Below are 25721 nucleotides of genomic sequence, written 5' to 3'. Positions count from 1 at the left end.
CGAGGCCTACTTTTTGAAAACGCTGTTGGCCGCATCGCGCGAGGCGCGTTTCTTTGTTGCGGCTTCTTCCAATCTTGCGATCTCGCCCTTGAGGAGCGCGATGCGCTCGGTCAGTTCTTCCACCGACAACAGTGAGAGATCCTGTCCGATGTCATGGCTGATCTTCTTGCGCGGGCGGTCGTCGTCTTCCATCGCCATCCTGGTTCCTCCTGCGTTCGCCTCACAAGCGGCTGAGGCGGTTGCCAGCCTGCACGCCGCTGGCTAAGCAATGGCCTCGTTCCATCCCGCACCTTTGCTCAAGGACACATCATGGACAAGCTGCCCGCGCAAATGACCGTGGTCGCCATCTCGAAACCCGGCGGACCGGAAGTGCTGGTGCCGGAACAACGGGCGCTGCCGCAGCCCGGCCCCGACGAGATCCTGGTCAAGGTGCAGGCCGCCGGCGTCAACCGTCCCGACGTCGCGCAGCGCTCCGGCGCCTATCCGCCGCCGCCCGGCGCCAGCGACCTGCCCGGCCTCGAAATCGCCGGCGAAGTGGTGGCCGTCGGCAGCAACGCCAAGCGGCACAAGATCGGCGACAAGGTGATGTCGCTGGTCGCCGGTGGCGGTTATGCGCAGTACTGCATCGCGCAGGACGGTCAGGCGATGAGCGTGCCGCCGTCGCTGTCGATCAAGGAAGCCGGCGCACTGCCGGAAACACTGATGACGGTCTGGCACAATGTGTTCGAGCGCGGCGCCCTGAAGGCCGGCGAGACGCTGCTGATCCACGGCGGCTCTTCCGGCATCGGCACCATGGCGATCCAGCTCGCAAAAGCTTTCGGCGCCAAGGTGATCGTCACCGTGGGATCGCAGGACAAGATCGATGCCTGCCTCAAGCTCGGCGCGGATCGTGCCATCAACTACAAGACCGAAGACTTCGTCGCCGTGGTCAAGGCGGAGACCAACAATGCCGGCGCCAATCTGATCCTCGACATGGTCGCCGGCGACTATGTCGATCGCAACTATGACGCCGCAGCGCTCGACGGCCGCATCGTGCAGATCGCGACCCTCAACGGGCCCAAGGTCACCGTCAACATCGCCAAGGTGATGGTGAAGCGCCTGACCCATACCGGCTCGACGCTGCGCCCCCGTAGTAATGCGGACAAGGCGGCGATGGTGGCCGCGATCGAGGCGAAAGTGATGCCGCTGTTGCGCGAAGGCCGCGTCAAGCCGCTGATGGACAGCACTTTCCCGCTGGAAAAAGCATCCGACGCGCACCGGCGGATGGAAACCTCGGCACATATTGGCAAAATTGTGTTGGAGGTCTAGGCCAACGGCCCACAGGGCAAGCCGGAAACCCTTTGATTTTCCTCGCTTTCGTGGCATCTATCGCGACGCACCGAACCACCTTGTTCCGTTCGGAAAACGCCGTGCACCGAAGAGCCTGCACCGAAGAGTTTGCGTCGAACGCGGAGAACTGACCTTGCGTCTGATCAGGTGCCTCGCGCCCATAGCGCTGGGCCTCATGATTCTCGTCTGCGCGTTCCCGGCGCGCGCGCTGGACGCTGTCAGCGTCCGCGGTGACGCGCCCGCGATCGACCTCACCGGTGTGCTCGAGCATCAGCGCAGCGACGCCGACCGCATCCAGGTCTCCACCGCGCCCGGCACCGACGGCATCGTCCGCCGCATCGAGGTGCGCGCCCGCGAAGGCGGCCAGAACTGGGTGGTGTTCGCGCTCGCCAACAACACCGACGACCAGCTCGACCGCCTGATCGTCGCCCCGCATTACCGTATCGTCTCCTCGGGGCTGCTGTGGCCCGACCTCGGGCTGTCGCGCATCGCGACCATCACGCCCTCGACCGGCGACCGGCCGGAGCGGCAGGAGAGCCCGACCGCCGACGTCTTCCGCGTCACCCTCGATCCCGGAGCCGTCGTCACCTTCGTCGCGGAGCTGCGCACCGACAAGCTGCCACAGCTCTATCTGTGGGAGCCGGAATCCTACAAGGACAAGGTCAACTCGTTCACGCTGTACCAGGGCATCGTGATCGGCATTTCCGGCTTGCTGGCGCTGGTGCTGACAATCCTGTTCGTGGTCAAGGGCAGCATCATGTTCCCGGCCGCCGCGGCGCTGGCCTGGGCGGTGCTCGTCTATATCGGCGTCGATTTCGGCTTCTGGGGCAAGGTGCTCGACATGTCGAACAACGCCGAGCGCATCTGGCGCGCGGCGGGTGAGGCGATCCTGGCGGCGACGCTGCTGGTGTTCCTGTTCGCCTATCTCAATCTCAGTCGATGGCACGTGCGCTATTCCCACATCACGGTGGGCTGGCTCGCGTTCCTGGGATCACTGGTGGCGCTGGCCCTGTTCGACCCTGCGGTGGCCTCCGGCATCGCGCGCATCTCGCTGGTGCTGATTGCCTTCGCCGGCTTCGCGCTGATCGTCTATCTCTCCACCCACGGCTTCGACCGCGCGGTGCTGCTGATCCCGACCTGGTTCCTGCTGGTGGTCTGGGTGGTCGCGGCCGGCATGACGGTCGCAGGCTCCGTCACCAACGACATCGTCGGCCCTGCCCTGCTCGGCGGCCTCGTGCTGATCGTGATGCTGATCGGCTTCACGGTGATGCAGCATGCGTTCGCGGGCGGCGGCGCCACCACCGGCGTCGTCTCCGACATCGAGCGCCGCGCGTTGGCGCTGGCCGGTTCCGGCGATTTGATCTGGGACTGGGACGTGTCCGCCGACAAGGTCTTTACCAGCCCTGAGACCGAGGCCCTGCTCGGCCTCAAGCGCGGCACGCTGGAAGGCCCGGCCGCCTCCTGGCTCGAAGTGCTGCACCCGCTCGACCAGGACCGTTTCCGCGCCGCGCTCGACAGCGTGCTCGACCAGCGCCGCGGCCGCCTGGTGCAGGATTTCCGCCTGCGCACGCCGGACGGTCACTTCATGTGGTTCGCGCTGAAGGCGCGCCCGGTGGTCGGCTCCGACGGCGAGGTCTCGCGCGTGGTCGGCACCCTCACCGACGTCACCGAGCTGCGCAACGCCGAGGAGCGCCTGCTGCACGATTCGGTGCATGACAATCTCACCGGCCTGCCCAACCGCAAGCTGTTCATGGACCGGCTCGGCGCCGTCGCGCATTTCGCCAAGACCATGCCGACGCTGCGGCCGACGCTGATGGTGATCGACCTCGACCGCTTCAAGCAGGTCAACGATTCCGTCGGCATCGCGGTCGGCGATTCCATCCTGCTGACGCTGGCCCGCCGCCTCACCCGCATCCTGAAGCCGCAGGATACGCTGGCGCGGCTCGCCGGCGACCAGTTCGGCTTAATCCTGCTCTCGGAGCAGGACCCCGCCCGCATCACCGCCTTCGCCGAGACCATCCGCAAGACCATCCGCGCGCCGATCGCCTTCAACGAACGCGAGATCTTTCTCACGGCCTCGATCGGCCTCGCCCTGTCCGATCCGCAAGTTCAGCTCACGGACGAGATCATCAAGGACGCCGAGCTCGCGATGTATCACTCCAAGCGCATCGGCGGCGACCGCATCGACGTCTACAAGTCCGCGATGCGCGCGCGAAAAACCGACCGGCTGACGCTGGAGAGCGAACTGCGCCGCGCCATCGAGCGGCAGGAGCTCACGATCCTGTACCAGCCGATCGTGCGGCTTGAAGACCGTTCGGTCGCCGGCTTCGAGGCGCTGGTGCGCTGGGATCATCCCAAGCTCGGACGCATGGCGCCCTCGGAATTCATCACCATCGCGGAAGAGACTGGCCTGATCATCGACCTTGGCATGTTCGTGCTCGACCAGACCGCCAAGCAGCTCTCGATCTGGCAGCGCGCGATGCGCTCGCGCGAGCCGATCTTCGCATCGGTCAACGTCTCCTCGCGGCAATTGCTGCGCCACGATCTGATCCACGACATCCGCACCGTGCTGTCGCGCTCCTCGGTCGCGCGCGGCACGCTGAAGCTGGAGCTGACGGAATCGCTGGTGATGGAGAATCCGGAGCACGCGGCGCAGATGCTGACGCGCATCCGCGAACTCGGCACCGGGCTGTCGCTCGACGATTTCGGCACCGGCCATTCGTCGCTGGCCTATCTGCAGCGCTTCCCGTTCGACACCATCAAGATCGACCAGTCCTTCGTGCGCACCACCAACCGCGGCACCCGCCCGGTGATCCTGAAGTCCATCATCGCGCTCGCGCACGACCTCGGCATGGACGTGGTCGCCGAAGGTGCCGAGACCGATTCCGACGCGGTCGAGCTCTACCAGATGGGCTGCGAATACGCGCAAGGGTTCGCCTTTGGCGAACCCATGGATGCCGACGCCGCGATGCGCCTGCTCACGGAAGTGCGCCTGGAAGCGGCGAGCTAGCTTCCCTTCGCCTCACCCAGGCCTGCGCCGGTCACTCTTCAGCTTGGTGAACCGCACGCTCGCACCGTCCGGCATCCGCATCGCCTTGAAACCCGCGGCGAGGCAGGCTTCGCGTTGCGGCATCTGGATATCCGGGCTGCGCAGGCTGTCCCACCATGAGGCACGATTCGCCGCGCGCGGCAGGGCCGCGCCGATAATCTCTTCGATCTGTTCATAGGTCAGCACGAATTCCGCCTGCTTCTGCCGCATCAGATAATCGCGCAACGCGTCGTAGTCGTTCACCGCTGTCCTCTTCGCTGGTCGAAGCTCCGCTTTGCCCAAAAACGTGAGCCGCGGAAACCAATTTTTAACTCATTCCGGCAGCGCCGTCCCGGCTTAAACACTACTCAAGCTTTCGGGCGCATTCACTGGTGTCGGGAGCAAACGATGTTGTCTCGATGGCGCGACGTCACGGCCCGGCGGCCATGGCGGCTTTCGGCGAAGCTGCTGATCATCTCGTCCGTGGTGACGGTGATCGGCTTTTCCGCCATTTGCGTCAACGTCATGCTGGACATGCGCCGAGGCGAGGAGGCGCTCGCCCGCCAGACGCTGGAAAACCTGGCGACGACCATCGAGTCCGACGTCAGCCGCAACATCGAGATCTACGATCTGGCCCTTAAGGCGGTCGCCAGCAACATGCTGCTGCCGGAAATCGCCACGGTCTCGAAGCCGATCCGTCACCTCATCCTGTTCGACCATTCGACCACGGCGAGGCATTTCGGCGCGATCCAGGTGTTCGACGCCGATGGCCGGTTGACCATTGACGCCTCGACGCTCGATCCCGTTGTCGTGAACCGGGGCGACGAGGATTACTTCAAGGCCCATCGGGACAATCCGCAAGCCGGGCTCTTCATCAGCCGTCCCATGCTGTTCCGCGGCGCTTATTCGATCGTGCTGAGCCGGCGCATCAGCGATACCGACGGCGGCTTTCTCGGCGTCGTCGCCGGATCGATCCGCTTCAGCTATTTCCACGAATTGTTCGAGCGGCTGAGCCTCGATCCCGACGACACCATCACCGTGCTCAGGCGCGACCGTACCGTCATGATGCGGCGGCCGTTTGATCTCGACGTGATCGGCACGAATCTGGCCGACCGGCCGGTCTGGAAGGCCGAAAATCTGAAGGTCGGCAGCGCATTCGCCGGGCAGGGGCCGATCGACGGCACGCCGCGGCTCTATGTCCGCAGCGGTGGGGCCAGCCCGCTATTCGTGGTGGCAGGTAAGCCACTGAACACCGTGTTCGAGCTCTGGCAGAGGGAAGCCTATCGCATCGGCGCCGTGGTGCTGGCGCTGAGCCTGTTCATGCTGGCATCGACGCTGGTGCTCGCGCGCGAGATCGGCCGGCGCGCCGAGGCCGAGCGCAAGCTCGAGGAGATGGCGACGACCGACGCGCTCACCGGCCTGAAGAACCGCCGCAAGTTCGACCAGGTGATCGACGTCGAATGGCGCCGCGCGATGCGGCAGCAGACGCCGATCGCGCTGTTGATGATCGATGCCGATCACTTCAAGGCCTACAACGACACGTTCGGCCATCAGGCCGGCGACCAGGTGCTGGTCGGCATCGCCATCTGCATTTCCGATTCGGTGAGCCGCGCCGGCGACTGCGCCGCGCGCTATGGCGGTGAGGAATTCGCCGTGCTGCTGCCGGGCACCTCGGTCACGGACGCCCTCCTGGTGGCCGAGAAGATCCGCGCCAAGGTGCAGGGATGGTCCGACGACCACACGAGCTCGACGGTGTCCTGCGGCATCGCGAGCCTCGTTCCCACCACCGGCATGGACTGGCCGATCCTGGTCGCCGCCGCCGACAAGGCGCTCTACGCCGCAAAAGCCGGCGGCCGCAACCAGTCGGTGGTCGCAAGCTTGCCGAAGCTGTCGCTGGTGGCGTGAGGGTTTCGTTCCGTCATTGCGAGCGAAGCGAAGCAATCCAGACTGTCTCCGCGAAGACAGCCTGGATTGCTTCGTCGCTTCGCTCCTCGCAATGACGAGCGGAGCGCTACTGCCCCAAATACTTCTTCATTTCCGCAATGAGCCCGTCACGCAGCTCCGGCCGCTTCAGTCCGTAGGCGATGTTGGCGCGGAGGAAGCCGGGCTTGGAGCCGCAATCATGGCGCTCGCCCTCGAACTCGACGCCGTAGAAGCTTTGCGATCTGGCGAGGCCGATCATGGCATCGGTGAGCTGGATCTCTCCGCCGGCGCCGCGCTCCTGGGTCTCCAGGATCTTGAAGATCTCCGGCTGCAGGATGTAGCGGCCGGTGATCGAGAGGTTGGAGGGCGCGGTGCCCTTGGCCGGCTTCTCGACCATGCCGTCGACCTCGAACATCTTGCCGGTGCGTTTGCCGACGCCGCAGATGCCGTATTGATGGGTCAGATGGTCGGGCACCGCCTCGACCGCGATGACATTGGATTTTTCGCCGAGCTTGCTGGCGGTGTCGATCATCTGCTTCAGGCAGCCGGGCGAATTGAGCACGAGCTCGTCCGGCAGCACGACCGCGAACGGCTCGTTGCCGACGATATCGCGCGCGCACCAGACCGCGTGACCGAGGCCGAGCGGCGCCTGCTGGCGGGTGAAGCTGACGGCGCCGGCCTCCGGCTGGTTCTGCGCCAGAACGTCCTGCTCGGTCTTCTTGCCGCGCGCGGCCAGCGTCGCATCGAGCTCGAACATCCGGTCGAAATGATCTTCGATGACACTTTTGTTGCGGCCGGTGACAAAGATGAAGTGCTCGATGCCGGCTTCCCTCGCCTCGTCATAGACGTACTGGATCAGCGGCTTGTCGACGATCGTCAGCATTTCCTTCGGCATCGCCTTGGTGGCGGGCAGGACGCGGGTGCCGAGGCCGGCAACGGGAAATACGGCTTTGCGGATTTTCATGGGATTGATCGAATACCTGAGGAACACGTGAAGGGAGCGATGGCATCTTGCTAGCTTGTTTGCAGCCGCCAACAAAGGCGGATGTGGGGCCTCATCCTCACAGAGTTAAGAAAAAGGCCACCATCAAAATTTCACCTTTGTTAAGCTGTTGGCAACCGTAACCAGGCCTCCTGAGGGCGGATTTTGGCCGGACAGGTGTGGACATGATGCAATCAATGGCAGGGCTGGCAAAACGGGGCGGGTCCGTGACCGGTGCGACGATGATTGCGACCGCCCTGCTGTTCCCACTTCCCGCCAGCGCGCAGGCTCAGAACGGTTTGTCCAATCTGTTCGGCGGTATTTTCTCCGGCCCGAACCAGGCGCCTTCGCCAGCAGCGCCCGGGCCCAGCGGCGCTCAAACGGGAGTTCAACCTTGGACCGGCGAGGATGGCGCCTCCGGGCATCCGCTGATGACAGCCGCCGCGATCCGAGAGGCCGCGGGTAACTTCAACAATTGCGTCGCAGGCATGTGGCCCGATGCCGCACGGCGCAACATCACGCAGGAAAATTTCCAGCGCTTCACGGCAGGCCTCGCGCCCGATCTGCGCATCATGGACCTGATGGATTCGCAGCCCGAGTTCACCAAGTCGATTTGGGATTATCTCGACATCCTCGTGAACGACAACCGCCTCGCCAAGGGCCGCGAGGTCCTGGCCAAATACAAGGCGCAGTTCGAGGCCACCGAAAAAGCCACCGGCGTCGATCGTTATGTCATCGCCTCGATCTGGGGCATCGAGTCCAACTACTCGACGCAGATGGGCGACCGCAGCGTGCTGCAATCGACCGCGACGCTCGCCTGCATCGGCCGCCGCCAGGCTTACTTCAAGGACGAATTCCTCTCCGCGCTGGAGATCCTCAACCGCGGCGATCTCAGGCCCGAACAATTGCGCGGCTCCTGGGCCGGCGCCTTCGGCCCGACCCAGTTCATGCCGACCGCGTTCAAGCGCTTTGCCGTGGACGGCGACGGCGACGGCCGGCGTGACGTCGTCGACAATCCCTCCGACCTGATTGCGTCGACCGCCAACAATCTGAAGAAGGACGGCTGGCAGGCCGGCCAGACCTGGGGCTACGAGGTCGTGGTGCCCCAAGGCTTCAACTACATGCTGGCCGACCGCGCCAAGGCGATGACGGTAGCGCAGTGGGAGAAGCTCGGCCTCAAGCGCCCGACCAACCAGCCCTTCCCGCATCCAGCCGAGAAGGCCTATCTGCTGGCGCCGGCCGGTGCCCAAGGGCCCGGCTTCCTGATGCTGCAGAACTTCCGGGTCATCATGAAGTACAACCCGGCCGAGGCCTATGCGCTGGCGATTGGCCATTTCGCCGATCGCCTGCGCGGCGGCCAGCCGTTCGTTCAGCCCTGGCCGCGGCAGGAACGGGAGCTGTCCCGGACCGAGCGGCTGGAACTCCAGCAGCTGCTGGCCCAGCGCGGCTTCTACAAGGGCACCCCCGACGGCCAGTTCGGCGGCCAGACCCGGGAAGCCCTGCGCAACTTCCAGGCCTCGATCGGGGTCCCCGCGGACGGATTTGCCTCCTCTGACGCGCTGAATCGGCTGCGCGGGCAATAAAATCGCGCCGAAAGTAACCCTGAACAGGGATTTTGGCCGGCAGTCTTGACCGGGGCGGCGGTTCGCCGTGTATGGGCCAATAATTCTGGGCCGAGAATCTGGGCCCAGAATCTCAAGGATCTGAAGAGAATCTGAAAGAGAATCTGCCCGTTTGGCGCCCGATTCCGTTATTATATCGAGCCTGTCCTGATCCCTATTGCACGTGCCGAGATCGCATGTCGAAGAAGTCCCTGTTCAAGGTGCTGACCGAGACTGGCCCGCTGATCGCGCTGGGGACGGCGCTTGCGATTCTGGTGTCGGTCGCGGGACCCGCCTCGGCGCAGTTCTTCAACTTCCCCGGCTTCGGCGGCCCGCCGCAGCGCTCGGCTCCGCCGCCGCCGCGCAACGGCGGAGGCGGAGGCGGCGGATGGTTCGGCGGCGACTTCTTCGCGCCGTTCCAGCAGCAACAGCCGCAAGCGCCGCGCCAGGATTTTTCGCGCGCACCGGCGCCGGCCAAGCGCGACACCATTCCCGACAGGAACGTGCTGGTGATCGGCGACGCCATGGCTGACTGGCTCGCCTACGGCCTGGAGGACGCTTACACCGAGCAGCCCGACATGGGCGTGATCCGCAAGCACAAGACCACGTCGGGCCTAATCAAGTACCAGCCCAAGGGCGAGCCCTCGGACTGGACCGCTGCTGCGAAAGGCATTCTCGAGACCGAGAAGCCCGACGTGATCGTGGTGATGCTCGGCCTCAACGACCGCATCGCGATCCGCGAGGCGGCAGCACCCGATAAATCGGACAAGGCGACGGACAAGGACAAGAAGAACGACAAGGGCGCGCGCGGCAAACCACCGGCCAGGCCTGGCGATGCCAAGCCCGGCGACACCGCCGCGAAGCCGGATGACAAGCCGGCCGATGCCGACCTGCCGCAGGATGATGCCGACAACGCTGACGCACCGGCGGTCGCCGCGCCCGAGAAGACCGCGCGCAACCCGAACGGCCTCTACGAATTCCGCGACGAGCGCTGGGTCGAGCTCTACGGCAAGAAGATCGAGGAGCTCGCCAACGTCCTCAAGTCCAAGGGCGTGCCGGTGCTCTGGGTCGGCCTGCCCGCCATCCGTGGCCCCAAGGGCACCGCGGACATGCTGTTCCTGGATTCGCTCTATCGCGAAGGCGCGGCCAAGGCCGGCATCACCTATGTCGACGTCTGGGACGGCTTTGTCGACGAAGCCGGCCGCTTCTTGCAGAAGGGCCCGGACTTCGAAGGCCAGATCCGTCAGCTCCGCAGCGGTGACGGCGTCTATTTCACGAAACCCGGCGCGCGCAAGCTCGCCCACTATGTCGAGCGCGAGATCACCCGCCTGCTCGCCGGGCGCTCCGGCCCGATCGCGCTGCCGAGCGAACCGGCGACCCCCGACACCAGTGCCGAACCCGGCAAGCCCGCGCCGCGGCCGCTGGCCGGCCCGATCGTGCCGCTGGTTGCGGCCTCGATCTCGACCGATCAATTGCTGGGTGGGCCGGGCTCACGTCCTGCCGCCGTCGATGCGCTGGCTGCGAAGACGATGGTGAAGGGCGAGCCACTGGCTGCGCCCGCCGGCCGCGCCGATGATTATGCCTGGCCGCGCCGCGAAGTCGGCCGCGAGCAGGCCAAGGGCGATACGCCGGTCGCCACGACGACACCCGATGGCGGTACGCCGGGTGCGGCCGCGGCGATCGCCCCGCCAAAGCTTGCGCCGAAGAAGCCACCGGCGCCGCAGCAACCGGCACAGGCAGCGCCATCGATGCGCGATTTCTTCGGCTTTGGCTCGCCGCCGCCCCCGCCGCGTCAATTGGCGCCGGCGCCGCGCAATCCGAATCCCAACCCTGCGATCCCGCGTCCGCCTGGCAACGTCGGGCGATCGGCGGAAGTGTTCCGATAATTTTCTAAGCTGAGCTCTCGTGTCCCGGACGCGCTGCAGCGGGAAACGCTGCTGCGCAGAGCCGGGACCCAGCTCGTCCGACAGTCACAAAAAGAATGGGCCCCGGCTCGGCAACGCGGCGTACGCGCCGCGCTGCGTCCGGGGCCCTGATGCTTATCGCGCGTTGGCTTTAGCCTAGTAGCGCCAGCGCGGCGGCGGGCGGCGCGAAGGCCGCGCCATCAGCAGTGCCAGTGCAAAGCCGATGCCGCCGGCGACCAGCAGCGCGCCCATCGGGTTGTCCTGCACCTTCTGGGCAATCGCCTGCGAGCCGTCACGCAACGTTTCGGCCGGCTTGTCGTAGGCGTCCTTGGCATAGCTTGCCGCGGTGTCCGTGGCGTCACGTACGGCATCCTTGGCCTGGCCGTAAAGATTCTGCACACTGCCGGCGGCTTCGCGTGCCTTGCCGGACGCCTGTGTCTGCGTATCGCTAGCCAAATCTCCGATAGCGCCTTCCGCGCGTCCGGCGAATTCCTTGGCCGATCCGACAATTCGATCCTTATCCATGATGCTCCTCCTCGGGGGTCAGCCCAAGTAACCGATCAGGAGCGGCGCAGTTCCATCTGACTTGAAATTGGACTCAGAGAATCAGCCCGCCGTCGACGACCAATGTCTGGCCGATGATGTAGGACGACAGCGGCGATGCCAGGAACAGCGCCGCGCCCGCCATGTCAGCCGGGGTGCCCAATCGCCGCAGCGGAATGCGTGAAAGTGCACCTTCGAGCCGCTTGGGATTGTCGGTCGTCACCTTCGTCATCTTGGTGTCGACCAGACCGGGCGCGATGCCGTTGACGCGGATGTCATCTTCGGCCCAGGCCTCGCCCAGCGTCCGCGTTAGTCCGACCGCGCCGGTCTTCGACGCGTTGTAAGCGGGATTGCCCATGGTGGAATGATAGGCCGCGGTCGAGGAAACCATAATCAGCGATCCCCGCGCGTCCCGCAACATGGGATGGAAGCGCGTGGCGCAGGCCATCAGGCTCATCAAATTGACCTCGACGACCTTGCGAAAGCCCGCCATCTCGAACTCGCCGCGGCGATAGAGCACCACGCCCTGTGCGAGCACCAGGATATCGAGCCGATCGAACGACGGCTTGAACGCTTCGACCGCTCCGGCATTGCCGACGTCGAGCTGCGCATAGGAAAGACCGGTGAGATCCGAGCCTTCAGCTTGCGAATATTCCTTCGCGTGAGCACGCGTGCCGCAGACCGCAACCTGCGCGCCCCTGACGCGAAAGGCTTGCGCAATGCCGTTGCCGATGCCGCTGGATCCGCCGACAACCAGCACCTGCTTGCCTGAGAAATCGAGCTCGTTCGTCATCGCTGGCCTCCCTCATTGTCTTGCTTGTTTGACCTGTCTGCGGATCGATGACAGCCTTGTCAATCACAACAAGAACAAGCAGGGCTCAGAGGAAACAGCATGGCCGATTTCAAACAACTCAGCCGATCCGTGAAGGGCCTGACCGTTCTCGTTACCGGCGCGGCCAGCGGCATGGGACGCGCGACGGCGCGCGTGTTTGCCACTGAGGGCGCGAACGTTGCCGTCACCGATTATGACGAGCAGGGCGCGCTGGCCGTCGCGAAGGAGATCGTGGCAAGCGGCGGCGCCGCGAAAGCCTGGAAGCTCGACGTTGCCGACGGCGATAAGATCAAGCGCGTGGTCGGCGACGTCGCTGCACATTTCGGTGGACTCGACATCATCGTCAACAATGCCGGCATCTCCGTGCGCGTCGCGATCGACGACGACGCCTATGAGGAAGCCTGGGCCAAGGGCCTCGCGGTGATGCTGACGGCGCATCCGCGCATCATCCGCGCCGCGCTGCCTCACTTGCGCAAGTCGAAGAGCCCGCGCATCGTCAACATCGCCTCGACCGAGGCGCTCGGCGCCACCGCATTGCACGGCCCCTATTCGGCGGCGAAGGGCGGCGTCGCCAGCCTCACCCGCTCGCTCGCGGTGGAGCTTGGCCGCGAGGGCATCACCGTCAACTGCATTTGCCCGGGGCCGATCCGCACCGCCATCACCGACCGGATCTCGGAAGAGCACAAGACCATCTACGCCAAGCGCCGCACGGCACTCGGCCGCTACGGTGATCCGGAAGAGGTCGCGCACATGACGCTGAGCCTGTGCCTGCCGGCAGCGTCCTTCCTCACCGGCGCGGTCATCCCTGTCGACGGCGGCCTGATGGCGCGCAACGCGTAAGCGGCACCAAAGGTGCGTAGCCTGGATGGAGCGCAGCGCAATCCGGGGTTCTCACATCGCAGGAAGACTCCCCGGATTACGCTTCGCTCCATCCGGGCTACGGGCAGCTATGCGCGCCCAGCGTTGACATCGCTTGTTACGGGAGTAACTTTTTCCTCGACAGAGCGGGACCAACCGCTCGCGGTTCGCGGGAGAAACGTCATGACGATCGCCATCCGGCAGCTTCACAAACATTTTGTCGGCGAGGTCTCGGGCCTCGACCTGCGGCAACCTCTCACCGAGGCCGAGGCGCGCGAGATCGAAGCCGCCATGGACAAATATGCAGTGCTGGTGTTCCACGACCAGGACATCACCGACGAACAGCAGATGGCCTTTGCGCTAAACTTCGGCCAGCGCGAGGACGCGCGCGGCGGCACGGTCACGAAGGAGAAGGACTACCGGCTCCAATCGGGCCTGAACGACGTTTCCAATCTCGGCAAGGACGGCAAGCCGCTGGCAAAGGACAGCCGCGCGCACCTGTTCAACCTCGGCAATTGCTTGTGGCATTCCGACAGCTCGTTCCGCCCTATCCCGGCAAAATTCTCGCTGCTGTCGGCCCGCGTGCTCAACCCGAAGGGCGGCAATACCGAATTCGCCGACATGCGGGCGGCCTATGACGCGCTCGACGACGAGACCAAGGCGGAGATCGAGGATCTCGTCTGCGAGCACTCGCTGATGTATTCGCGGGGATCACTGGGCTTCACAGAATACACCGACGAGGAGAAGGAGATGTTCAAGCCGGTGATGCAACGTCTCGTGCGCACCCACCCGGTCCATCGCCGCAAGTCGCTCTATCTCTCATCGCATGCCGGCAAGATTGTCGGCATGAGCGTCCCCGAGGGAAGGCTGCTGCTGCGCGATCTCAACGAGCACGCCACACAAAGCGAGTTCGTCTACGTCCACAAATGGAAGCTGCATGACCTCGTGATGTGGGACAACCGCCAGACCATGCACCGCGTCCGCCGCTACGACCAGTCGCAGCCCCGTGACATGCGCCGCGCGACGGTGGCGGGCACGGAGCCAACGGTGCAGCAGCAGGCGGCGGAGTAGTTCTCCAGTCGTCCTGGACCAGCGAAGCAGCGCCGATCCAGGACCCATTACCACCGATGTCCAGTTCGGCGAAGGCTGGTGGTTGCCAGCCTGCTTCAACAATTGCAGCCTGGGGTAATGGGTCCTGACCTTCGCCAGGACGACACTGAGGCGCTACGCGTGCCCCGCCTCGTTCGAGAGCATGCCAGGATCGATGCCGATCTTGCGCAGCGCGCGTCCGTATTTTTCGTCGACGTCGTCGCCGAAGATCAAATCCGAATCCGCGTCGCAATGTAGCCAGCCATTGCTCTGGATTTCGGTCTCGAGCTGGCCCGGCGCCCAGCCGGCATAGCCGAGCGCCAGGATGGCGTGCTTGGGGCCGGAGCCGTTGGCGATCGCGCGCAGGATGTCGACGGTCGCGGTGAGGCAGACGCCGTCGTCGATCCGGAGCGTCGCATTCTCGATGTAGAAATCGCTGGAATGCAGCACGAAGCCGCGGCCGGTATCGACCGGACCGCCGCGCAGCACCTTCATGCTTTCGGCATTCTCCGGCAGCTTGATGTGCTCGCCCTTGTTGATGATGCCGAGCTGCTGCAACAGCTCGGGGAAGTCGATGCTGCCGGCCGGATGGTTGACGATGATGCCCATCGCGCCTTCGGCGGAGTGGGCGCAGAGATAGATCACCGAGCGCTCGAAGCGCTCGTCGCCCATCACGGGCATGGCGATCAACAGCTGGCCGTCGAGGTAGCCCGCCGAACTCGGGAGCGCGGGGGCTGGCTTGCGGGTGCTTTCGCCCGTCCTCTTGCCTGTGGGAGCCATCGGTGAAGCACTCCGGTTTCAATTCCTATCCTGATGTCGGGCCGGGCCGCTGTCAAATCAAGGCTTTCAGGGACTTGATTCAAGTGCATCCATCACAAGCAATTCAATGGTTTGCCGCCGGGCGACCCTGTAAAGACGTACCATGCTGACAAGAGTTCCCCGGCGTGCGGCGATTGGCGTCGCGACAACCCTGCTCGCGTCCTCGCTGGCGCTTGCGGTCCATGCCGACGACGCATCGCCGTGGCAGCGCGACGGACATTCCGCGGTGCGGTTGCTGGCAGGATCGCGCAGCGGCGCCGTCCTGCTCGGCGGTATCGCCTTCCAGATCCAGCCCGGCTGGAAAACCTATTGGCGCATGCCGGGCGATTCCGGCGTTCCGCCGCGCTTCGATTTCTCGAAATCCGACAATGTCGAAGCGGTGACGGTGATGTGGCCGGCCCCGCAGAAATTCGACGACGGCGCGGGCGGCCATTCGATCGGCTATCACGACCAGATCGTGCTGCCCCTGCGCATCATCGCCAAGGCGGCCGACAAGCCGGTGACGTTGCGCGCCGAGATCAATTATGCGGTGTGCGAAAAGCTTTGCATTCCCGTCGAGGCCCGCGCCGAGCTTGGCTTCAACAGCGTCGCCTCGACCGAGGACGCCAATTTGCGTGCAGCGCTCGACACCGTGCCCAAACCTGCCGCCATCGGCGATCCCAATCCGCTCACCATCCGCGACGTCAAGCGTGATGGGCCCAAGAATGTGGTGGTCGACGTGGTCGTTCCGGATGCGCGCACCGTCAGTCTGTTCGTGGAAGGTCCGACGCCCGATTGGGCGCTGCCCATCCCGGCGCCGGTCGAGCCCAGCCCACCGGGCGTGAAGCGATTTTCTTTCGAACTCGACGGCCTGCCGCCGGGCGCCCAGCCCGGCGGCGCAGCGCTGAAGTTCACGCTGGTCGGACCGGAGAAGTCGTACGAGTTCAATACCAATCTGGAGTGAGTGGTCGTCCTGGCGTTCGCCCGGACGACATCTTTGATCCAACCGAATCTTAACGAATGGTTGCTAATCCCCAGGGCTACTGCGGCAAGTCTGCCGCAGCATTCGTGTGCGCCTCGGGGATCCTTCGAATTGGCCGTGATGGATGCAGAACCCGCAACGACCGGACCTGCCGGCCTCATCGCGCGGCTGCGCGACAAATTGACGGGCGGGTCGAGCGAAGCGTCGCTGACGCGGCGGCTGGCAGGCACCATCTTCCTCATCCGCGTGATCAGCGCCGGCCTTGCATATTTCTCGCAGGTCCTGCTCGCGCGCTGGATGGGGACGTCGGACTACGGCGTCTATGTCTATGTCTGGACCTGGGTGCTGCTGCTCGGCAGCATGATGGACTTTGGCATCTCGGCCTCCGCGCAAAAGATCATTCCGGAATACCGCAGCCGTGGCGAGCATGCGCTGCTGCGCGGCTTTCTCTCGGGCAGCCGCTGGCTGACCTTTTGCGCCTCCACGCTGGTCTCGCTCGGCCTCGCGGGCATCGTCAAATTGCTCTCGCCCTGGATCGATCCCGCCGAAGTGCTGCCGCTCTACATCGGCTGCATGACGCTGCCCGCTTTCGTCGTCGCCAACACCCAGGACGGCATCGCCCGTTCGCATGACTGGATGCAACTCGGCCTGATGCCGCAATTCATCATCCGCCAGACACTAATCATCGGCATCACGGCTTGCGCCTTCCTGCTCGGCTATCATCTCGGCGCGGTTGCCGCGATGATCGCGAGCGCAGGCGCGGTGTGGATCGCGATGACCGGGCAGATGGTGGTGCTGAACCGCAAGCTCGCCGATCACATCGAGGCGGGCCCCAAGGCCTACGACGTCGGCGGCTGGCTCGCCGTGTCGCTGCCGATCCTGCTGGTCGAAAGCTTCTATTTGCTGCTGTCCTACACCGACGTGCTGGTGCTTCAGCAATTCCGCCCCTCCGACGAGGTCGGCGTCTATTTCGCCGTGGTGAAGACGCTGGCGCTGGTCTCCTTCATCCACTACGCGATGTCGGCGACGACCGCGCATCGCTTCGCCGAATACAACGCGGCTGGCGACAAGGCGCGGCTGTCGGCTTACGTGGCGCATGCCATCAACTGGACGTTCTGGCCGTCGCTGGCGGCGACCATCGTGCTGCTCGCGCTCGGCAAGCCCCTGCTCTGGCTGTTCGGGCCGCAATTCGTGATCGGCTACGACATCATGTTCGTCGCCGCGATTGGCCTCGTGGTCCGTGCCGCGATCGGCCCGGTCGAACGGCTGCTCAACATGCTCGGCCAGCAGAAGATCTGCGCGCTGGCCTATGCGCTGGCCTTTGCGATGAACCTGGTGCTCTGCATCGCGTTGGTGCCGCGCTTCGGCGGCCATGGCGCGGCGGCCGCGACCTCGATCTCGCTCAGTTTCGAGACGGTGCTGCTGTTCTGGATCGTGCGACAGCGGCTCGGCCTGCACGTGCTGGCGTTTGGGAAATAGACTTCCGACTGCCTTCGCGTGCTGCTCTCGGGGAACGGCTGCTTCGAAGCATGCCCGGGAACAACGCGAAACACCTATTTATTGCCAAGGGCACAGCACGATTTTTCTTATTTGGCCCAAGCGGTTGCACCGCAGGGAAAGTTTATTCTACGTCGTATTGCCCAACTGACGAGATAAACCTAAGATTCCCTGGACATGATCGATCCACTCTACGTCGCCTCTGGTTTCGGCGTCGGCCTGCTGGTCGGGATGACCGGCGTCGGCGGCGGTTCGCTGATGACGCCGCTGCTGATCCTCCTGTTCGGGATTCATCCATCGACCGCGGTCGGCACCGACCTGCTCTATGCTGCCGCCACCAAGACCGGCGGCAGCGTGGTGCATGGCTGGTCGCGCAGCGTGCACTGGCCGGCGGTGCTGCGGCTCGCCTGCGGCAGCCTTCCGGCGAGCGCGCTGACGCTGCTGGTGCTCTGGAAGCTCGACCTCAAGAGCGATTCCGAGCGCAATCTCGTCAACCTCGTGCTCTGCTTCGCGCTGCTGCTGACTGCGACCTCGCTGATCTTCCGCAGATCGATCATGGAGCGCTATCGCCGGCGCCTGGAGCAGGTCGATGACCGCGCCACGGCGATCGCGACGGTCGTCACCGGGATCGTGCTCGGTGTGCTGGTCTCGATTTCATCGGTCGGCGCCGGCGCGGTCGGCGTCACCGTTCTGCTGCTGCTCTATCCGCGCCTGCCGGTGGCGACCATCGTCGGGTCCGACATCGCCCATGCGGTCCCGCTGACGCTGATCGCCGGAATGGGGCACTGGGCGCTTGGCGACGTGGATTGGGCGCTGATGGGCGTGCTGCTGTTGGGCTCGCTGCCCGGCATCGTCGTCGGCAGCTTTAGCGCGACGCGCGTGCCCGAGACGGTGCTGCGCCTCACACTCGCCAGCGTGCTGTTCGTGGTCGCCGGCAAGATCATGTTCGCGGAGCTGCACCTGTCCTCGGCATTCGAGACGGCGCTGGCCTGGACGCACTGAACGAAAATGGCGGAGCTCGGCTCCGCCATTCGCCAGCGATCGCGGTCTACTCCGCGGTCCAGCCGCCGTCGATCGACAGATTCGTGCCGGTGATCTGCGCGGCATCGTCGCCGCACAGGAACAGCGCGAGGGCTGCGACCTGCTCGGAGGTGACGAACTCCTTGGTCGGCTGCGCGTCGAGCAGCACGTCGTTGATGACCTGGTCGCGCGTGAGGTTACGGGCCTTCATGGTGTCGGGGATCTGCTTCTCCACCAGCGGCGTCCAGACATAGCCGGGGCTGATGCAGTTGCAGGTGATCTTGCTGGTCGCGACCTCGAGCGCCACGGTCTTGGTCAGGCCGGCGATGCCGTGCTTGGCCGAGACATAGGCCGACTTGAAGGGCGAGGCGACCAGCGAATGCGCGGAAGCGGTATTGATGATGCGGCCCCAGCCCTTCTTCTTCATGCCCGGGACGGCGGCGCGAATGGCATGGAACGCCGAGGACAGGTTGATCGCGATGATCTGATCCCATTTCTCCGGCGGGAATTCCTCGATCGGCGAGACGAACTGGATGCCCGCATTGTTGACGAGAATATCGACCGAACCAAAGCTCTTCTCGCCGAGCGCGACCATCCCGGCGATCTCGGTCGGCTTGGTCATGTCGGCCGGCGAATAGACCGCCTTCACGCCGAAATCGGACTGGATCTTGGCGCGCTCCTTCTCGATGTCCTCCGGCGAGCCGAACCCGTTGATGACGACATTGGCGCCGGCGGCGGCGAAGGCGCGCGCATAGGCAAGTCCGATGCCGCTGGTCGACCCGGTCACGACGGCGTTCTTGCCTGACAGACTACCCATATTATTCGCTCCTTCTTGGCGGGGGCGCAGTGACGTCCCCCGTGAGATCGTAGGTCACCATGGTCTCGCCGGATTGCGGCCGCTCGAGCCAATCCTTGTGGCGCATCGACAGATGCACGTCACGCACGCCGGCTTCCCAATGCTCGACCATGGCGACATGCGAGAAATCGTAATCCTTGGACGAGGATTCGTAGTTCTTGCTGCGGTAGATCAGGTGCACCACAGTCACGGTGCTTTCGCGCGATACCTTGGCAAGGAATTCCACGGAAGGGTCGTTCTTGAGATAATCGGGCAATTTGGAAATCAGGTCGCGCACGGCCCTGCGGGCGTTGTGCACCTGCTTGTTCTTGTCGGTGTTCATCCGCGTGCGGCTCGAGAAGCGGATGTCCTTCTCGCGCTCGGTCGCCTCGAGTAGCGAGGTCGGCAGATCGCCGCGGGCGCTGAACAGGTCGATCTGGAAGATCAGGAGATCGCGGTCGGTCTCGGCGTCCAGCACGTAGTCGAGCGGCGTGTTGGAGGCAATGCCGCCGTCCCAATAATGCTCGCCGTCGATCACGATGGACGGAAAGCCGGGCGGCAGCGCGCCGGAGGCCATGATGTGCTCGGGTCCGATTTTCTTGCCGAGCTTCCTGAACTCGAAATTGTCGAAATATTTGAAGTTGCCGGAGGTAACGCCGACTGCACCGACCGACAGCCGCGTCTTCAGATCGTTGATGCGGTCGAAATCGACCAGACGCTCCAGCGTCTTCTTCAGCGGGGCGGTGTCGTAATAGCTCTCGGCCTGCGGGCTGCCGGGCGGCCAGAGCGGCGCCGGCGGGATGCGCGGCGTGAAGAAGCCGGGCACGCCGAAGGTCGCGATCAATGCGGCGCTGGTCGAGTTGAACAGTTCGCGGCTGTGGTCGCTCTTGCCGATCGGCTTCCACGGCACCGGCGCGGAGACCATCTCCCAGAATTCCTTGAGCCGCTTGACGCGCGTCTGCCCTTCATTGCCGGCGATGATCGCGGCGTTGATCGCGCCGATCGAGATGCCGGCGACCCATTCCGGCTCGAAGCCGGCATGGCAGAGCGATTGATAGGCGCCGGCCTGATAGGAGCCGAGCGCGCCGCCGCCCTGGAGGACCAGGACACGTTGCGCGTTTGCGGGGATTGTTGCGACTTCTGGACTATGATCGGTCATGCGGGAACACTAGCAGATGGCGAGCGACCGTGGCGACAGTCTGCCGCGGCGTCAATGTATCCCGGGATCAAGTCTGGCTTATCGGGCGTCCGTCGAGGCCAGGATCATGGTCCAGAACACCTTGTATTTGGTGCCGGGAGCATAGCCCGCCGCGATGCCTAATTTTGTGACACCGCTCTTGAGCATGTTGGCGCGGTGCGGGGGCGAGTCGCGCCAGCCGGAAAACGCTTCCGCCAGCGTATGATAGCCGGCCGAGACGTTCTCGACCGCAACGGTCGCCGGATAGCCGCCGGCGCTGAGGCGCTTGGCCAGCGGCGCGCGGACGTCGTGGTCCATCTTGTTGGCCGCCGCCATCGCATGCGATTGGGATTCGGCAAGCCGCATCAGTTCGGGGTCGATCACGACGGTGCCGAGCCCGTTGTTCTGTCGGTATTGCGAGATCATGATCGCTGCGGCCTGCGCGTCGAGCTTTGCGCCCGGGACAGCCATATCGGCATACATTGAGGGCTGCTGGACCGGTGCTTCGTTGCCGGCGCAGCCGGCGAGCAGCAAAAGGATTGATATCGCGGCCGCGACGCGCATGAACAGGAGCCCCCAAATCAGGCGCCGTTGTTGCATACCAACCGTGGCTGAAAGGTGAATATTGAGGAAAAATTGACCGGTTGACCCCGCTCAGGCGCCCCCAAATATCCGGTAGCGGCGGGGCTCCAGGCCGATCGTGTCGCCGGCGCGCAGTTCCCTGTCCCGCGGAGCGTCGATCTCGATGGTCTCTCCGCCTGATAATGCCACCTCGGCCCGCTGCACGGGACCGAAATTCCGGACGTGCTGCACGGCGCCCTCGAAGGCACCGCTGCCGGGCGGGCCAACGAGCATGTCGTGCCGCCGCACGAACAGTCTTGACGCGCCAGGCGCAAGCCCATCTGCCGCGAGCTGAAGCGGCCGGTCGCCAAGCCTGATGACGCCGTCGGCGATCAGGACCGGAAGCTCGATGGATTCGCCGATGAAGCTGTGGACGAAGGCGGTCGCCGGGCTCTCATAGACGTCATCGGGCGAGCCGATCTGCTCGATCTTGCCCTTGTCCATCACCACGACGCGGTTGGCGACTTCGAGCGCCTCCTCCTGGTCATGGGTGACGAAGATCGAGGTGACGTTGATCTCGTGGTGCAGCGAGCGCAGCCATTTACGCAGCTCCTTGCGCACCTTGGCATCAAGCGCGCCGAAGGGCTCGTCGAGCAGCAGGATACGCGGCTCGATCGCGAGCGCGCGGGCCAGCGCGATGCGCTGGCGCTGGCCGCCGGAGAGCTGGCTCGGATAGCGGTCGGCGAGCCAGTCCAGCTGCACGAGATCGAGCAGCTCCCTGACGCGCGCACGGATGGTCGCTTCGTCCTTGCGGATCGCGCGCGGCTGCACGCGGAGGCCAAAGGCGACGTTCTCGAACACCGTCATGTGGCGGAACAGCGCGTAGTGCTGGAATACGAATCCGACGTGCCGCTCGCGCGCGCCCTGCGCCAACGCATCCTCGCCGTTGAAAGACACCTCACCGGAATCGGGCCAGTCGAGCCCGGCAATGATCCGCAGCAGCGTGGTCTTGCCGGAACCTGATGGACCGAGCAGTGCGAGCAGCTCGCCGTCATTGACCTTGAGATCGACGCCGTCGAGGGCTGCGAAGCTGCCGAACTTCTTGACGAGATTCCTGACTTCAATGCTCACTTGCGTCATGTCCTTCGTCGAGATGATTTTCGAGAACGGTTTTCGCGACCAGCGTGATCAGCGCCAGCATCGCCAGCAGCGAGGCGATCGCGAACGCCGCGACGAACTGATATTCATTGTAGAGAATCTCGACCAGGAGCGGCATCGTGTTGGTCTCGCCGCGGATATGGCCGGAAACGACGGAGACCGCGCCAAACTCGCCCATCGCGCGCGCGTTGCAGAGCAGGACGCCGTACAGCACGCCCCATTTGATATTGGGCATCGTGACGCGGAAGAAGGTCTGCAGGCCCGAGGCGCCGAGCGAGATTGCGGCCTCCTCCTCCTGCGTGCCCTGCTCCTGCATCAGCGGGATCAACGCCCGCGCCACGAAGGGGAAGGTCACGAAGGTGGTCGCAAGCGCGATGCCCGGCACCGCGAACAGGATCTGGATGTCGTGATCGCGCAGCCAGCCGCCGAAATAGCCCTGCGCGCCGAACAGCAGCACGAAGACGAGGCCCGAGATCACCGGGCTGACCGAGAACGGCAAATCTATCAGCGTGATCAGGAAGGTCTTGCCCGAGAACTCGAATTTTGCAATCGCCCAAGCCGCGACCAGGCCAAAGACGAGATTGAGGCCGACGGAAATTGCAGCAACCAACAGCGTCAACTTGATCGCGGACAGCGCCTCCGGGTCGGTCAGCGCGGCGAAATAAGCGCCAATTCCCTTCGAGAAGGCCTGCGCGAACACCACGACCAGCGGCAACACGACGAAGACTGATAGAAAGGTCATCGCCAGCGCGATGATGACGATGCGGACCGCGCGCGGTTCGGTGCGAAGGTTGTTCCGCGCGGCGGCTGCGTACGCGCGTGCCTTGGCGTCGGATGCCGGGAGTGGGACGGAATCTGCGATCTGCATCGTCATGGCCCCGTCCTCACCGCACCGGAATCCGGCTCTGCGCCCAGCGCTGGAGCCGGTTGACCGCGAAGATAATGACGAAGGACACGACCAGCATGACAACCGCGATGGCGGTCGCATCGGCATAGCGGAATTCGGAGAGCCGGATCACGATCAGCAGCGGCGCGATCTCGGAGACGTTGGGCAGATTGCCGGCGATGAAGATCACCGAGCCGTATTCGCCGACCGCACGCGCGAAGGCGAGCGCGAGTCCGGTGAGCAGCGCCGGACCGAGCGAGGGCAGGATCACGCGAATGATGGTCTGCCAGCGGCTCGCGCCAAGGCTGCCCGCGGCCTCCTCGATCTCTGGGTCGAGATCCTGGAGCACCGGCTGCACCGTGCGCACCACGAACGGGATACCGATGAAGATCATGGCGACGAAGATGCCGACCGGCGTGAACGCCACCTTGATGCCGGCCGCCGCAAGCGGCGCGCCGAGCCAGCCCTTCTCGGCGAACAACGCGGTCAGCGCGACGCCGGCAACCGCCGTAGGTAGCGCGAACGGCACGTCGACGATGGCATCGAACAGCCGCCGACCGGGGAAGCGGTAGCGCACCAGCGCCCAGACGATGATGCTGCCCATCACCAGATTGACGCAGGCGGCTGCGAAGGCGAGTCCGAAGGACACGCGCAACGCATTCAGGGTGCGGCGGCTGGAGAGGATGTTCCAAAACTGCTCGGGACTCAGCTCGAGCGATTTCAGGAACAGGCCGGCGAGCGGAATCAGGATGATGATCGACAGCCAGGATAGCGTCAGCCCCATGGTGAGACCGAAGCCCGGCAATGTCCGGCGTCGTGCTGCGATTGCGCTCACCAGGCCCCCTGTTTAAGCCCCGCCGACAGCGCCCGATCAGTTCTTGTAGATCTGATCGAAGACGCCGCCGTCGGCAAAATGTTCCCTCTGCGCCTTGGTCCAGCCGCCGAAAAGTTCGTCGATCGTGAACAGCTCGACCTTCGCGAAGGAGTTTTCATGTTTTTTGGCGATCTCGCGATCGCGCGGACGATAGAAGTTGCGCGCCGCGATTTCCTGACCTTCCTTGGTGTACCAATATTGCAGGTAGGCATCGGCGACACTACGGGTGCCTTTTTTATCGGCAACCTTATCGACGATCGTCACCGGCGGTTCCGCCAAGATCGAGAGCGGCGGCGCCACGATCTCGAATTTCTCCGGACCGAATTCCTTGAGCGCCAGGTACGCCTCGTTTTCCCAGGCGAGCAGCACGTCCCCGACGCCGCGCTCGACGAAGGTCACGGTCGCGCCGCGCGCACCGGTGTCGAGCACCGGCACCTGCTGATAGAGCTTTCCGATGAAATCCTTGGCCTTGTCCGCCGAGCCGTATTTCTTCTGCGCAAAGCCCCAGGCGGCCAGATAATTCCAGCGCGCGCCGCCTGACGTCTTCGGGTTCGGCGTGATCACGGCGACGCCGAGCTTGAGCAGATCGTCCCAGTCCTTGATGGCCTTGGGATTGCCCTTGCGGACCAGGAACACAATGGTCGAGGTATAGGGCGACGAGTTTTGCGGCAACCGTTTCTGCCAGTCGGCCGTCGTGAGGCCTTTGCCCGCGATGGCGTCGATGTCGTAGGCGAGCGCAAGCGTCACCACGTCGGCCTGCAATCCGTCGATCACGGCGCGCGCCTGCGAACCGCTGCCCCCATGCGACTGCTTGATCTCGACGCTCTTGCCGGTTTCCTTCTGATAGGCACTCGCGAACGCCTTGTTGAACTCGACATAGAGCTCGCGCGTCGGATCGTACGAGACGTTCAGCAGATTGATGTCAGCGGCAAGAGCCGCGCTTGCCAACAAGCCTGTCACGAGCAGTCCTGCCGCGAGCGGAACGATACGACGCATCATGTCCATCTCCATTCACATCAATGACGTCGGCGTCATCGATGGCAGGCATAACTCGGGGCGAAACGCGATTAAGTCAACGGAACCGGATTTTCTTGTTCGTAGCCGGGCAGCGTAACTTTGCTACGAAGTCTTCATCGTGTGGATGCCGCATTCCGTCTTGGCCCGGCCGCGCCAGCGACCGGCACGCTCATTCTCGCCTTCGGCCGTTCTGCTCGTGCAAGGCATACACCCAACCGATAGAAATCCCGACGCGACCAGAGGATGACGCGGCAATTTGGCGCGGGCGAAAATCGCCTCGAGTTCCTCGCGCGAGACATTGGCGAAGGGATTGAATTTCAACCGCGCGCCGTCGTCCTCGACCACCGGGATATCGGCGCGCGAGCTGCCCTGGAAGCGCTTGCGGCCGTTGAGCCATGCATCGAACGGTTTCAGCGCCCGCGCCAGCGGCTCGACCTTGCGGATACGGCAGCAAGCGTCGGGATCGGAAAACCAGAGGTCGCGGTCGGGATCTTCGCGCGACAGCGTCTCCTCGGCAGGCTTGATCGAGCGGACGTCCTTCAGGCCCAGCGTCGCGATCAGCGTGTCGCGATAGGCCAGCGTCTCCTCGAACAGCCAGCCGGTGTCGAGGAAGATCACCGGGATCGCCGGATCGACGTCGGCCATGACCTTCAACAGCGTCGCCGATTCCGTGCCGAAGGACGACACCAGCGCAAGCTTGTCGCGCCCGACCGTCTTCAGCGCAGCGGCGATGATTTCGGCGGGCGAGGCATCGCGCAAGGCGCGATCGAGCTCCTCCGCCGAGGGCAGCGCGGAGACTGAGCTTGACAAAATTGGAGACACGATTG

Annotated in this window: 24 protein-coding genes; 10 read left to right on the top strand and 14 right to left on the bottom strand. The window is 64.5% G+C overall.

The window, feature by feature from the left end:
• Positions 1-6 precede the first annotated feature (6 nt).
• Complete coding sequence (locus ACIPUD_RS23705; protein ID WP_007605502.1) at positions 7-198, bottom strand: DUF1192 domain-containing protein; 192 nt, start codon at positions 196-198, stop codon at positions 7-9.
• Positions 199-309: 111 nt separating this feature from the next.
• Between ACIPUD_RS23705 and ACIPUD_RS23700 the strand changes: the two genes are divergently transcribed.
• Positions 310-1308 carry an NAD(P)H-quinone oxidoreductase gene (locus tag ACIPUD_RS23700; protein ID WP_018454625.1) on the top strand — a complete coding sequence of 333 codons (999 nt, stop codon included), beginning with the start codon at positions 310-312 and terminating at the stop codon, positions 1306-1308.
• A gap of 154 nt (positions 1309-1462) precedes the next feature.
• Positions 1463-4339, top strand: a complete 2877-nt coding sequence (locus ACIPUD_RS23695; protein WP_026232774.1) for an EAL domain-containing protein — start codon at positions 1463-1465, stop codon at positions 4337-4339.
• A 12-nt stretch (positions 4340-4351) separates the two neighbouring features.
• Here the strand turns inward: ACIPUD_RS23695 and ACIPUD_RS23690 are convergent, their stop codons facing one another.
• Positions 4352-4621: a DUF7662 domain-containing protein gene (locus ACIPUD_RS23690; protein WP_018454627.1), complete on the bottom strand. Its 270-nt coding sequence runs from the start codon at positions 4619-4621 to the stop codon at positions 4352-4354.
• Positions 4622-4765: 144 nt separating this feature from the next.
• Between ACIPUD_RS23690 and ACIPUD_RS23685 the strand changes: the two genes are divergently transcribed.
• Positions 4766-6262 carry a sensor domain-containing diguanylate cyclase gene (locus ACIPUD_RS23685; RefSeq protein ID WP_446481639.1) on the top strand — a complete coding sequence of 499 codons (1497 nt, stop codon included), beginning with the start codon at positions 4766-4768 and terminating at the stop codon, positions 6260-6262.
• 106 nt (positions 6263-6368) lie between these two features.
• Here the strand turns inward: ACIPUD_RS23685 and ACIPUD_RS23680 are convergent, their stop codons facing one another.
• Entirely contained in the window at positions 6369-7244 is an 876-nt protein-coding gene (locus ACIPUD_RS23680) for a UTP--glucose-1-phosphate uridylyltransferase (RefSeq protein ID WP_026232775.1), read from the bottom strand.
• 203 nt (positions 7245-7447) lie between these two features.
• Here ACIPUD_RS23680 and ACIPUD_RS23675 point away from each other — a divergent pair, with 203 nt between their 5' ends.
• Together ACIPUD_RS23675 and ACIPUD_RS23670 are read left to right on the top strand one after the other, a co-directional pair.
• Complete coding sequence (locus ACIPUD_RS23675) at positions 7448-8845, top strand: lytic murein transglycosylase (RefSeq protein ID WP_204513300.1); 1398 nt, start codon at positions 7448-7450, stop codon at positions 8843-8845.
• 215 nt (positions 8846-9060) lie between these two features.
• Complete coding sequence (locus ACIPUD_RS23670) at positions 9061-10749, top strand: SGNH/GDSL hydrolase family protein (protein WP_446481638.1); 1689 nt, start codon at positions 9061-9063, stop codon at positions 10747-10749.
• Between the two features lie 174 nt (positions 10750-10923).
• On the opposite strand, the gene ACIPUD_RS23665 is transcribed toward ACIPUD_RS23670, so the two are convergent.
• Positions 10924-11292 carry a CsbD family protein gene (locus ACIPUD_RS23665; RefSeq protein ID WP_018454632.1) on the bottom strand — a complete coding sequence of 123 codons (369 nt, stop codon included), beginning with the start codon at positions 11290-11292 and terminating at the stop codon, positions 10924-10926.
• Positions 11293-11365: 73 nt separating this feature from the next.
• Positions 11366-12103 carry an SDR family NAD(P)-dependent oxidoreductase gene (locus ACIPUD_RS23660; RefSeq protein ID WP_085351756.1) on the bottom strand — a complete coding sequence of 246 codons (738 nt, stop codon included), beginning with the start codon at positions 12101-12103 and terminating at the stop codon, positions 11366-11368.
• Positions 12104-12202: 99 nt separating this feature from the next.
• Here ACIPUD_RS23660 and ACIPUD_RS23655 point away from each other — a divergent pair, with 99 nt between their 5' ends.
• Positions 12203-12982: an SDR family NAD(P)-dependent oxidoreductase gene (locus ACIPUD_RS23655; RefSeq protein WP_018454634.1), complete on the top strand. Its 780-nt coding sequence runs from the start codon at positions 12203-12205 to the stop codon at positions 12980-12982.
• 201 nt (positions 12983-13183) lie between these two features.
• The gene (locus ACIPUD_RS23650) at positions 13184-14071 is read left to right on the top strand and encodes a TauD/TfdA dioxygenase family protein (protein WP_018454635.1); all 888 of its coding nucleotides are present in this window, start codon (positions 13184-13186) and stop codon (positions 14069-14071) included.
• Between the two features lie 153 nt (positions 14072-14224).
• Here the strand turns inward: ACIPUD_RS23650 and ACIPUD_RS23645 are convergent, their stop codons facing one another.
• Complete coding sequence (locus ACIPUD_RS23645; protein ID WP_018454636.1) at positions 14225-14869, bottom strand: YqgE/AlgH family protein; 645 nt, start codon at positions 14867-14869, stop codon at positions 14225-14227.
• A 142-nt stretch (positions 14870-15011) separates the two neighbouring features.
• Here ACIPUD_RS23645 and ACIPUD_RS23640 point away from each other — a divergent pair, with 142 nt between their 5' ends.
• The 3 genes from ACIPUD_RS23640 (at position 15012) to ACIPUD_RS23630 (ending at position 18368) form a co-directional block, all read left to right on the top strand.
• The gene (locus ACIPUD_RS23640) at positions 15012-15851 is read left to right on the top strand and encodes a protein-disulfide reductase DsbD domain-containing protein (RefSeq protein ID WP_446481637.1); all 840 of its coding nucleotides are present in this window, start codon (positions 15012-15014) and stop codon (positions 15849-15851) included.
• A gap of 138 nt (positions 15852-15989) precedes the next feature.
• On the top strand, positions 15990-17348 hold the full coding sequence (locus ACIPUD_RS23635; RefSeq protein WP_018454638.1) for a flippase: 1359 nt from the start codon (positions 15990-15992) through the stop codon (positions 17346-17348).
• 195 nt (positions 17349-17543) lie between these two features.
• Entirely contained in the window at positions 17544-18368 is an 825-nt protein-coding gene (locus tag ACIPUD_RS23630) for a sulfite exporter TauE/SafE family protein (protein WP_018454639.1), read from the top strand.
• Between the two features lie 46 nt (positions 18369-18414).
• Here ACIPUD_RS23630 and ACIPUD_RS23625 read toward each other — a convergent pair whose 3' ends face one another.
• From ACIPUD_RS23625 to ACIPUD_RS23590, 8 genes are all read right to left on the bottom strand, one after another.
• Positions 18415-19203, bottom strand: coding sequence for a 3-hydroxybutyrate dehydrogenase (locus tag ACIPUD_RS23625; protein WP_446481636.1), 789 nt, complete (start codon positions 19201-19203; stop codon positions 18415-18417).
• A 1-nt stretch (position 19204) separates the two neighbouring features.
• A complete protein-coding gene (locus tag ACIPUD_RS23620; protein ID WP_204513296.1) occupies positions 19205-20380 on the bottom strand; it encodes a DUF3734 domain-containing protein in 1176 nt (391 codons plus the stop codon).
• Between the two features lie 78 nt (positions 20381-20458).
• Positions 20459-20962 (bottom strand): CAP domain-containing protein, encoded by a 504-nt coding sequence (locus ACIPUD_RS23615; RefSeq protein ID WP_446481635.1) that lies wholly within the window; start codon positions 20960-20962, stop codon positions 20459-20461.
• A gap of 90 nt (positions 20963-21052) precedes the next feature.
• Positions 21053-22090: a sulfate/molybdate ABC transporter ATP-binding protein gene (locus ACIPUD_RS23610; RefSeq protein ID WP_377828351.1), complete on the bottom strand. Its 1038-nt coding sequence runs from the start codon at positions 22088-22090 to the stop codon at positions 21053-21055.
• Positions 22080-22991, bottom strand: a complete 912-nt coding sequence (cysW, locus tag ACIPUD_RS23605; RefSeq protein WP_446481634.1) for a sulfate ABC transporter permease subunit CysW — start codon at positions 22989-22991, stop codon at positions 22080-22082. Before cysW ends, ACIPUD_RS23610 begins: the two co-directional genes overlap by 11 nt.
• Positions 22992-23001: 10 nt before the next feature.
• Entirely contained in the window at positions 23002-23787 is a 786-nt protein-coding gene (gene cysT / locus ACIPUD_RS23600) for a sulfate ABC transporter permease subunit CysT (protein WP_231190982.1), read from the bottom strand.
• A gap of 87 nt (positions 23788-23874) precedes the next feature.
• Positions 23875-24888: a sulfate ABC transporter substrate-binding protein gene (locus ACIPUD_RS23595; protein WP_446481633.1), complete on the bottom strand. Its 1014-nt coding sequence runs from the start codon at positions 24886-24888 to the stop codon at positions 23875-23877.
• 108 nt (positions 24889-24996) lie between these two features.
• Positions 24997-25716, bottom strand: coding sequence for a phosphoadenylyl-sulfate reductase (locus ACIPUD_RS23590; protein WP_446481632.1), 720 nt, complete (start codon positions 25714-25716; stop codon positions 24997-24999).
• Positions 25717-25721 lie beyond the last annotated feature (5 nt).

This window comes from Bradyrhizobium sp. CAR08 (genome assembly GCF_052871955.1).
Note: the sequence above shows the minus strand (reverse complement) of the source record. Positions and strands in the feature narration are given on the sequence as shown.

What these genes read in the sequence shown, in the direction of transcription:
- ACIPUD_RS23705 (WP_007605502.1), bottom strand. Translation starts at nt 198, where the DNA reads ATGGCGATGGAAGACGACGACCGCCCGCGCAAGAAGATCAGCCATGAC.
- ACIPUD_RS23700 (WP_018454625.1), top strand. Translation starts at nt 310, where the DNA reads ATGGACAAGCTGCCCGCGCAAATGACCGTGGTCGCCATCTCGAAACCC.
- ACIPUD_RS23685 (WP_446481639.1), top strand. Translation starts at nt 4,766, where the DNA reads ATGTTGTCTCGATGGCGCGACGTCACGGCCCGGCGGCCATGGCGGCTT.
- ACIPUD_RS23680 (WP_026232775.1), bottom strand. Translation starts at nt 7,244, where the DNA reads ATGAAAATCCGCAAAGCCGTATTTCCCGTTGCCGGCCTCGGCACCCGC.
- ACIPUD_RS23675 (WP_204513300.1), top strand. Translation starts at nt 7,448, where the DNA reads ATGATGCAATCAATGGCAGGGCTGGCAAAACGGGGCGGGTCCGTGACC.
- ACIPUD_RS23670 (WP_446481638.1), top strand. Translation starts at nt 9,061, where the DNA reads ATGTCGAAGAAGTCCCTGTTCAAGGTGCTGACCGAGACTGGCCCGCTG.
- ACIPUD_RS23665 (WP_018454632.1), bottom strand. Translation starts at nt 11,292, where the DNA reads ATGGATAAGGATCGAATTGTCGGATCGGCCAAGGAATTCGCCGGACGC.
- ACIPUD_RS23660 (WP_085351756.1), bottom strand. Translation starts at nt 12,103, where the DNA reads ATGACGAACGAGCTCGATTTCTCAGGCAAGCAGGTGCTGGTTGTCGGC.
- ACIPUD_RS23655 (WP_018454634.1), top strand. Translation starts at nt 12,203, where the DNA reads ATGGCCGATTTCAAACAACTCAGCCGATCCGTGAAGGGCCTGACCGTT.
- ACIPUD_RS23650 (WP_018454635.1), top strand. Translation starts at nt 13,184, where the DNA reads ATGACGATCGCCATCCGGCAGCTTCACAAACATTTTGTCGGCGAGGTC.
- ACIPUD_RS23645 (WP_018454636.1), bottom strand. Translation starts at nt 14,869, where the DNA reads ATGGCTCCCACAGGCAAGAGGACGGGCGAAAGCACCCGCAAGCCAGCC.
- ACIPUD_RS23640 (WP_446481637.1), top strand. Translation starts at nt 15,012, where the DNA reads ATGCTGACAAGAGTTCCCCGGCGTGCGGCGATTGGCGTCGCGACAACC.
- ACIPUD_RS23635 (WP_018454638.1), top strand. Translation starts at nt 15,990, where the DNA reads ATGGATGCAGAACCCGCAACGACCGGACCTGCCGGCCTCATCGCGCGG.
- ACIPUD_RS23630 (WP_018454639.1), top strand. Translation starts at nt 17,544, where the DNA reads ATGATCGATCCACTCTACGTCGCCTCTGGTTTCGGCGTCGGCCTGCTG.
- ACIPUD_RS23625 (WP_446481636.1), bottom strand. Translation starts at nt 19,203, where the DNA reads ATGGGTAGTCTGTCAGGCAAGAACGCCGTCGTGACCGGGTCGACCAGC.
- ACIPUD_RS23620 (WP_204513296.1), bottom strand. Translation starts at nt 20,380, where the DNA reads ATGACCGATCATAGTCCAGAAGTCGCAACAATCCCCGCAAACGCGCAA.
- ACIPUD_RS23615 (WP_446481635.1), bottom strand. Translation starts at nt 20,962, where the DNA reads ATGCGCGTCGCGGCCGCGATATCAATCCTTTTGCTGCTCGCCGGCTGC.
- cysW (WP_446481634.1), bottom strand. Translation starts at nt 22,991, where the DNA reads ATGACGATGCAGATCGCAGATTCCGTCCCACTCCCGGCATCCGACGCC.
- cysT (WP_231190982.1), bottom strand. Translation starts at nt 23,787, where the DNA reads ATGGGGCTGACGCTATCCTGGCTGTCGATCATCATCCTGATTCCGCTC.
- ACIPUD_RS23595 (WP_446481633.1), bottom strand. Translation starts at nt 24,888, where the DNA reads ATGGAGATGGACATGATGCGTCGTATCGTTCCGCTCGCGGCAGGACTG.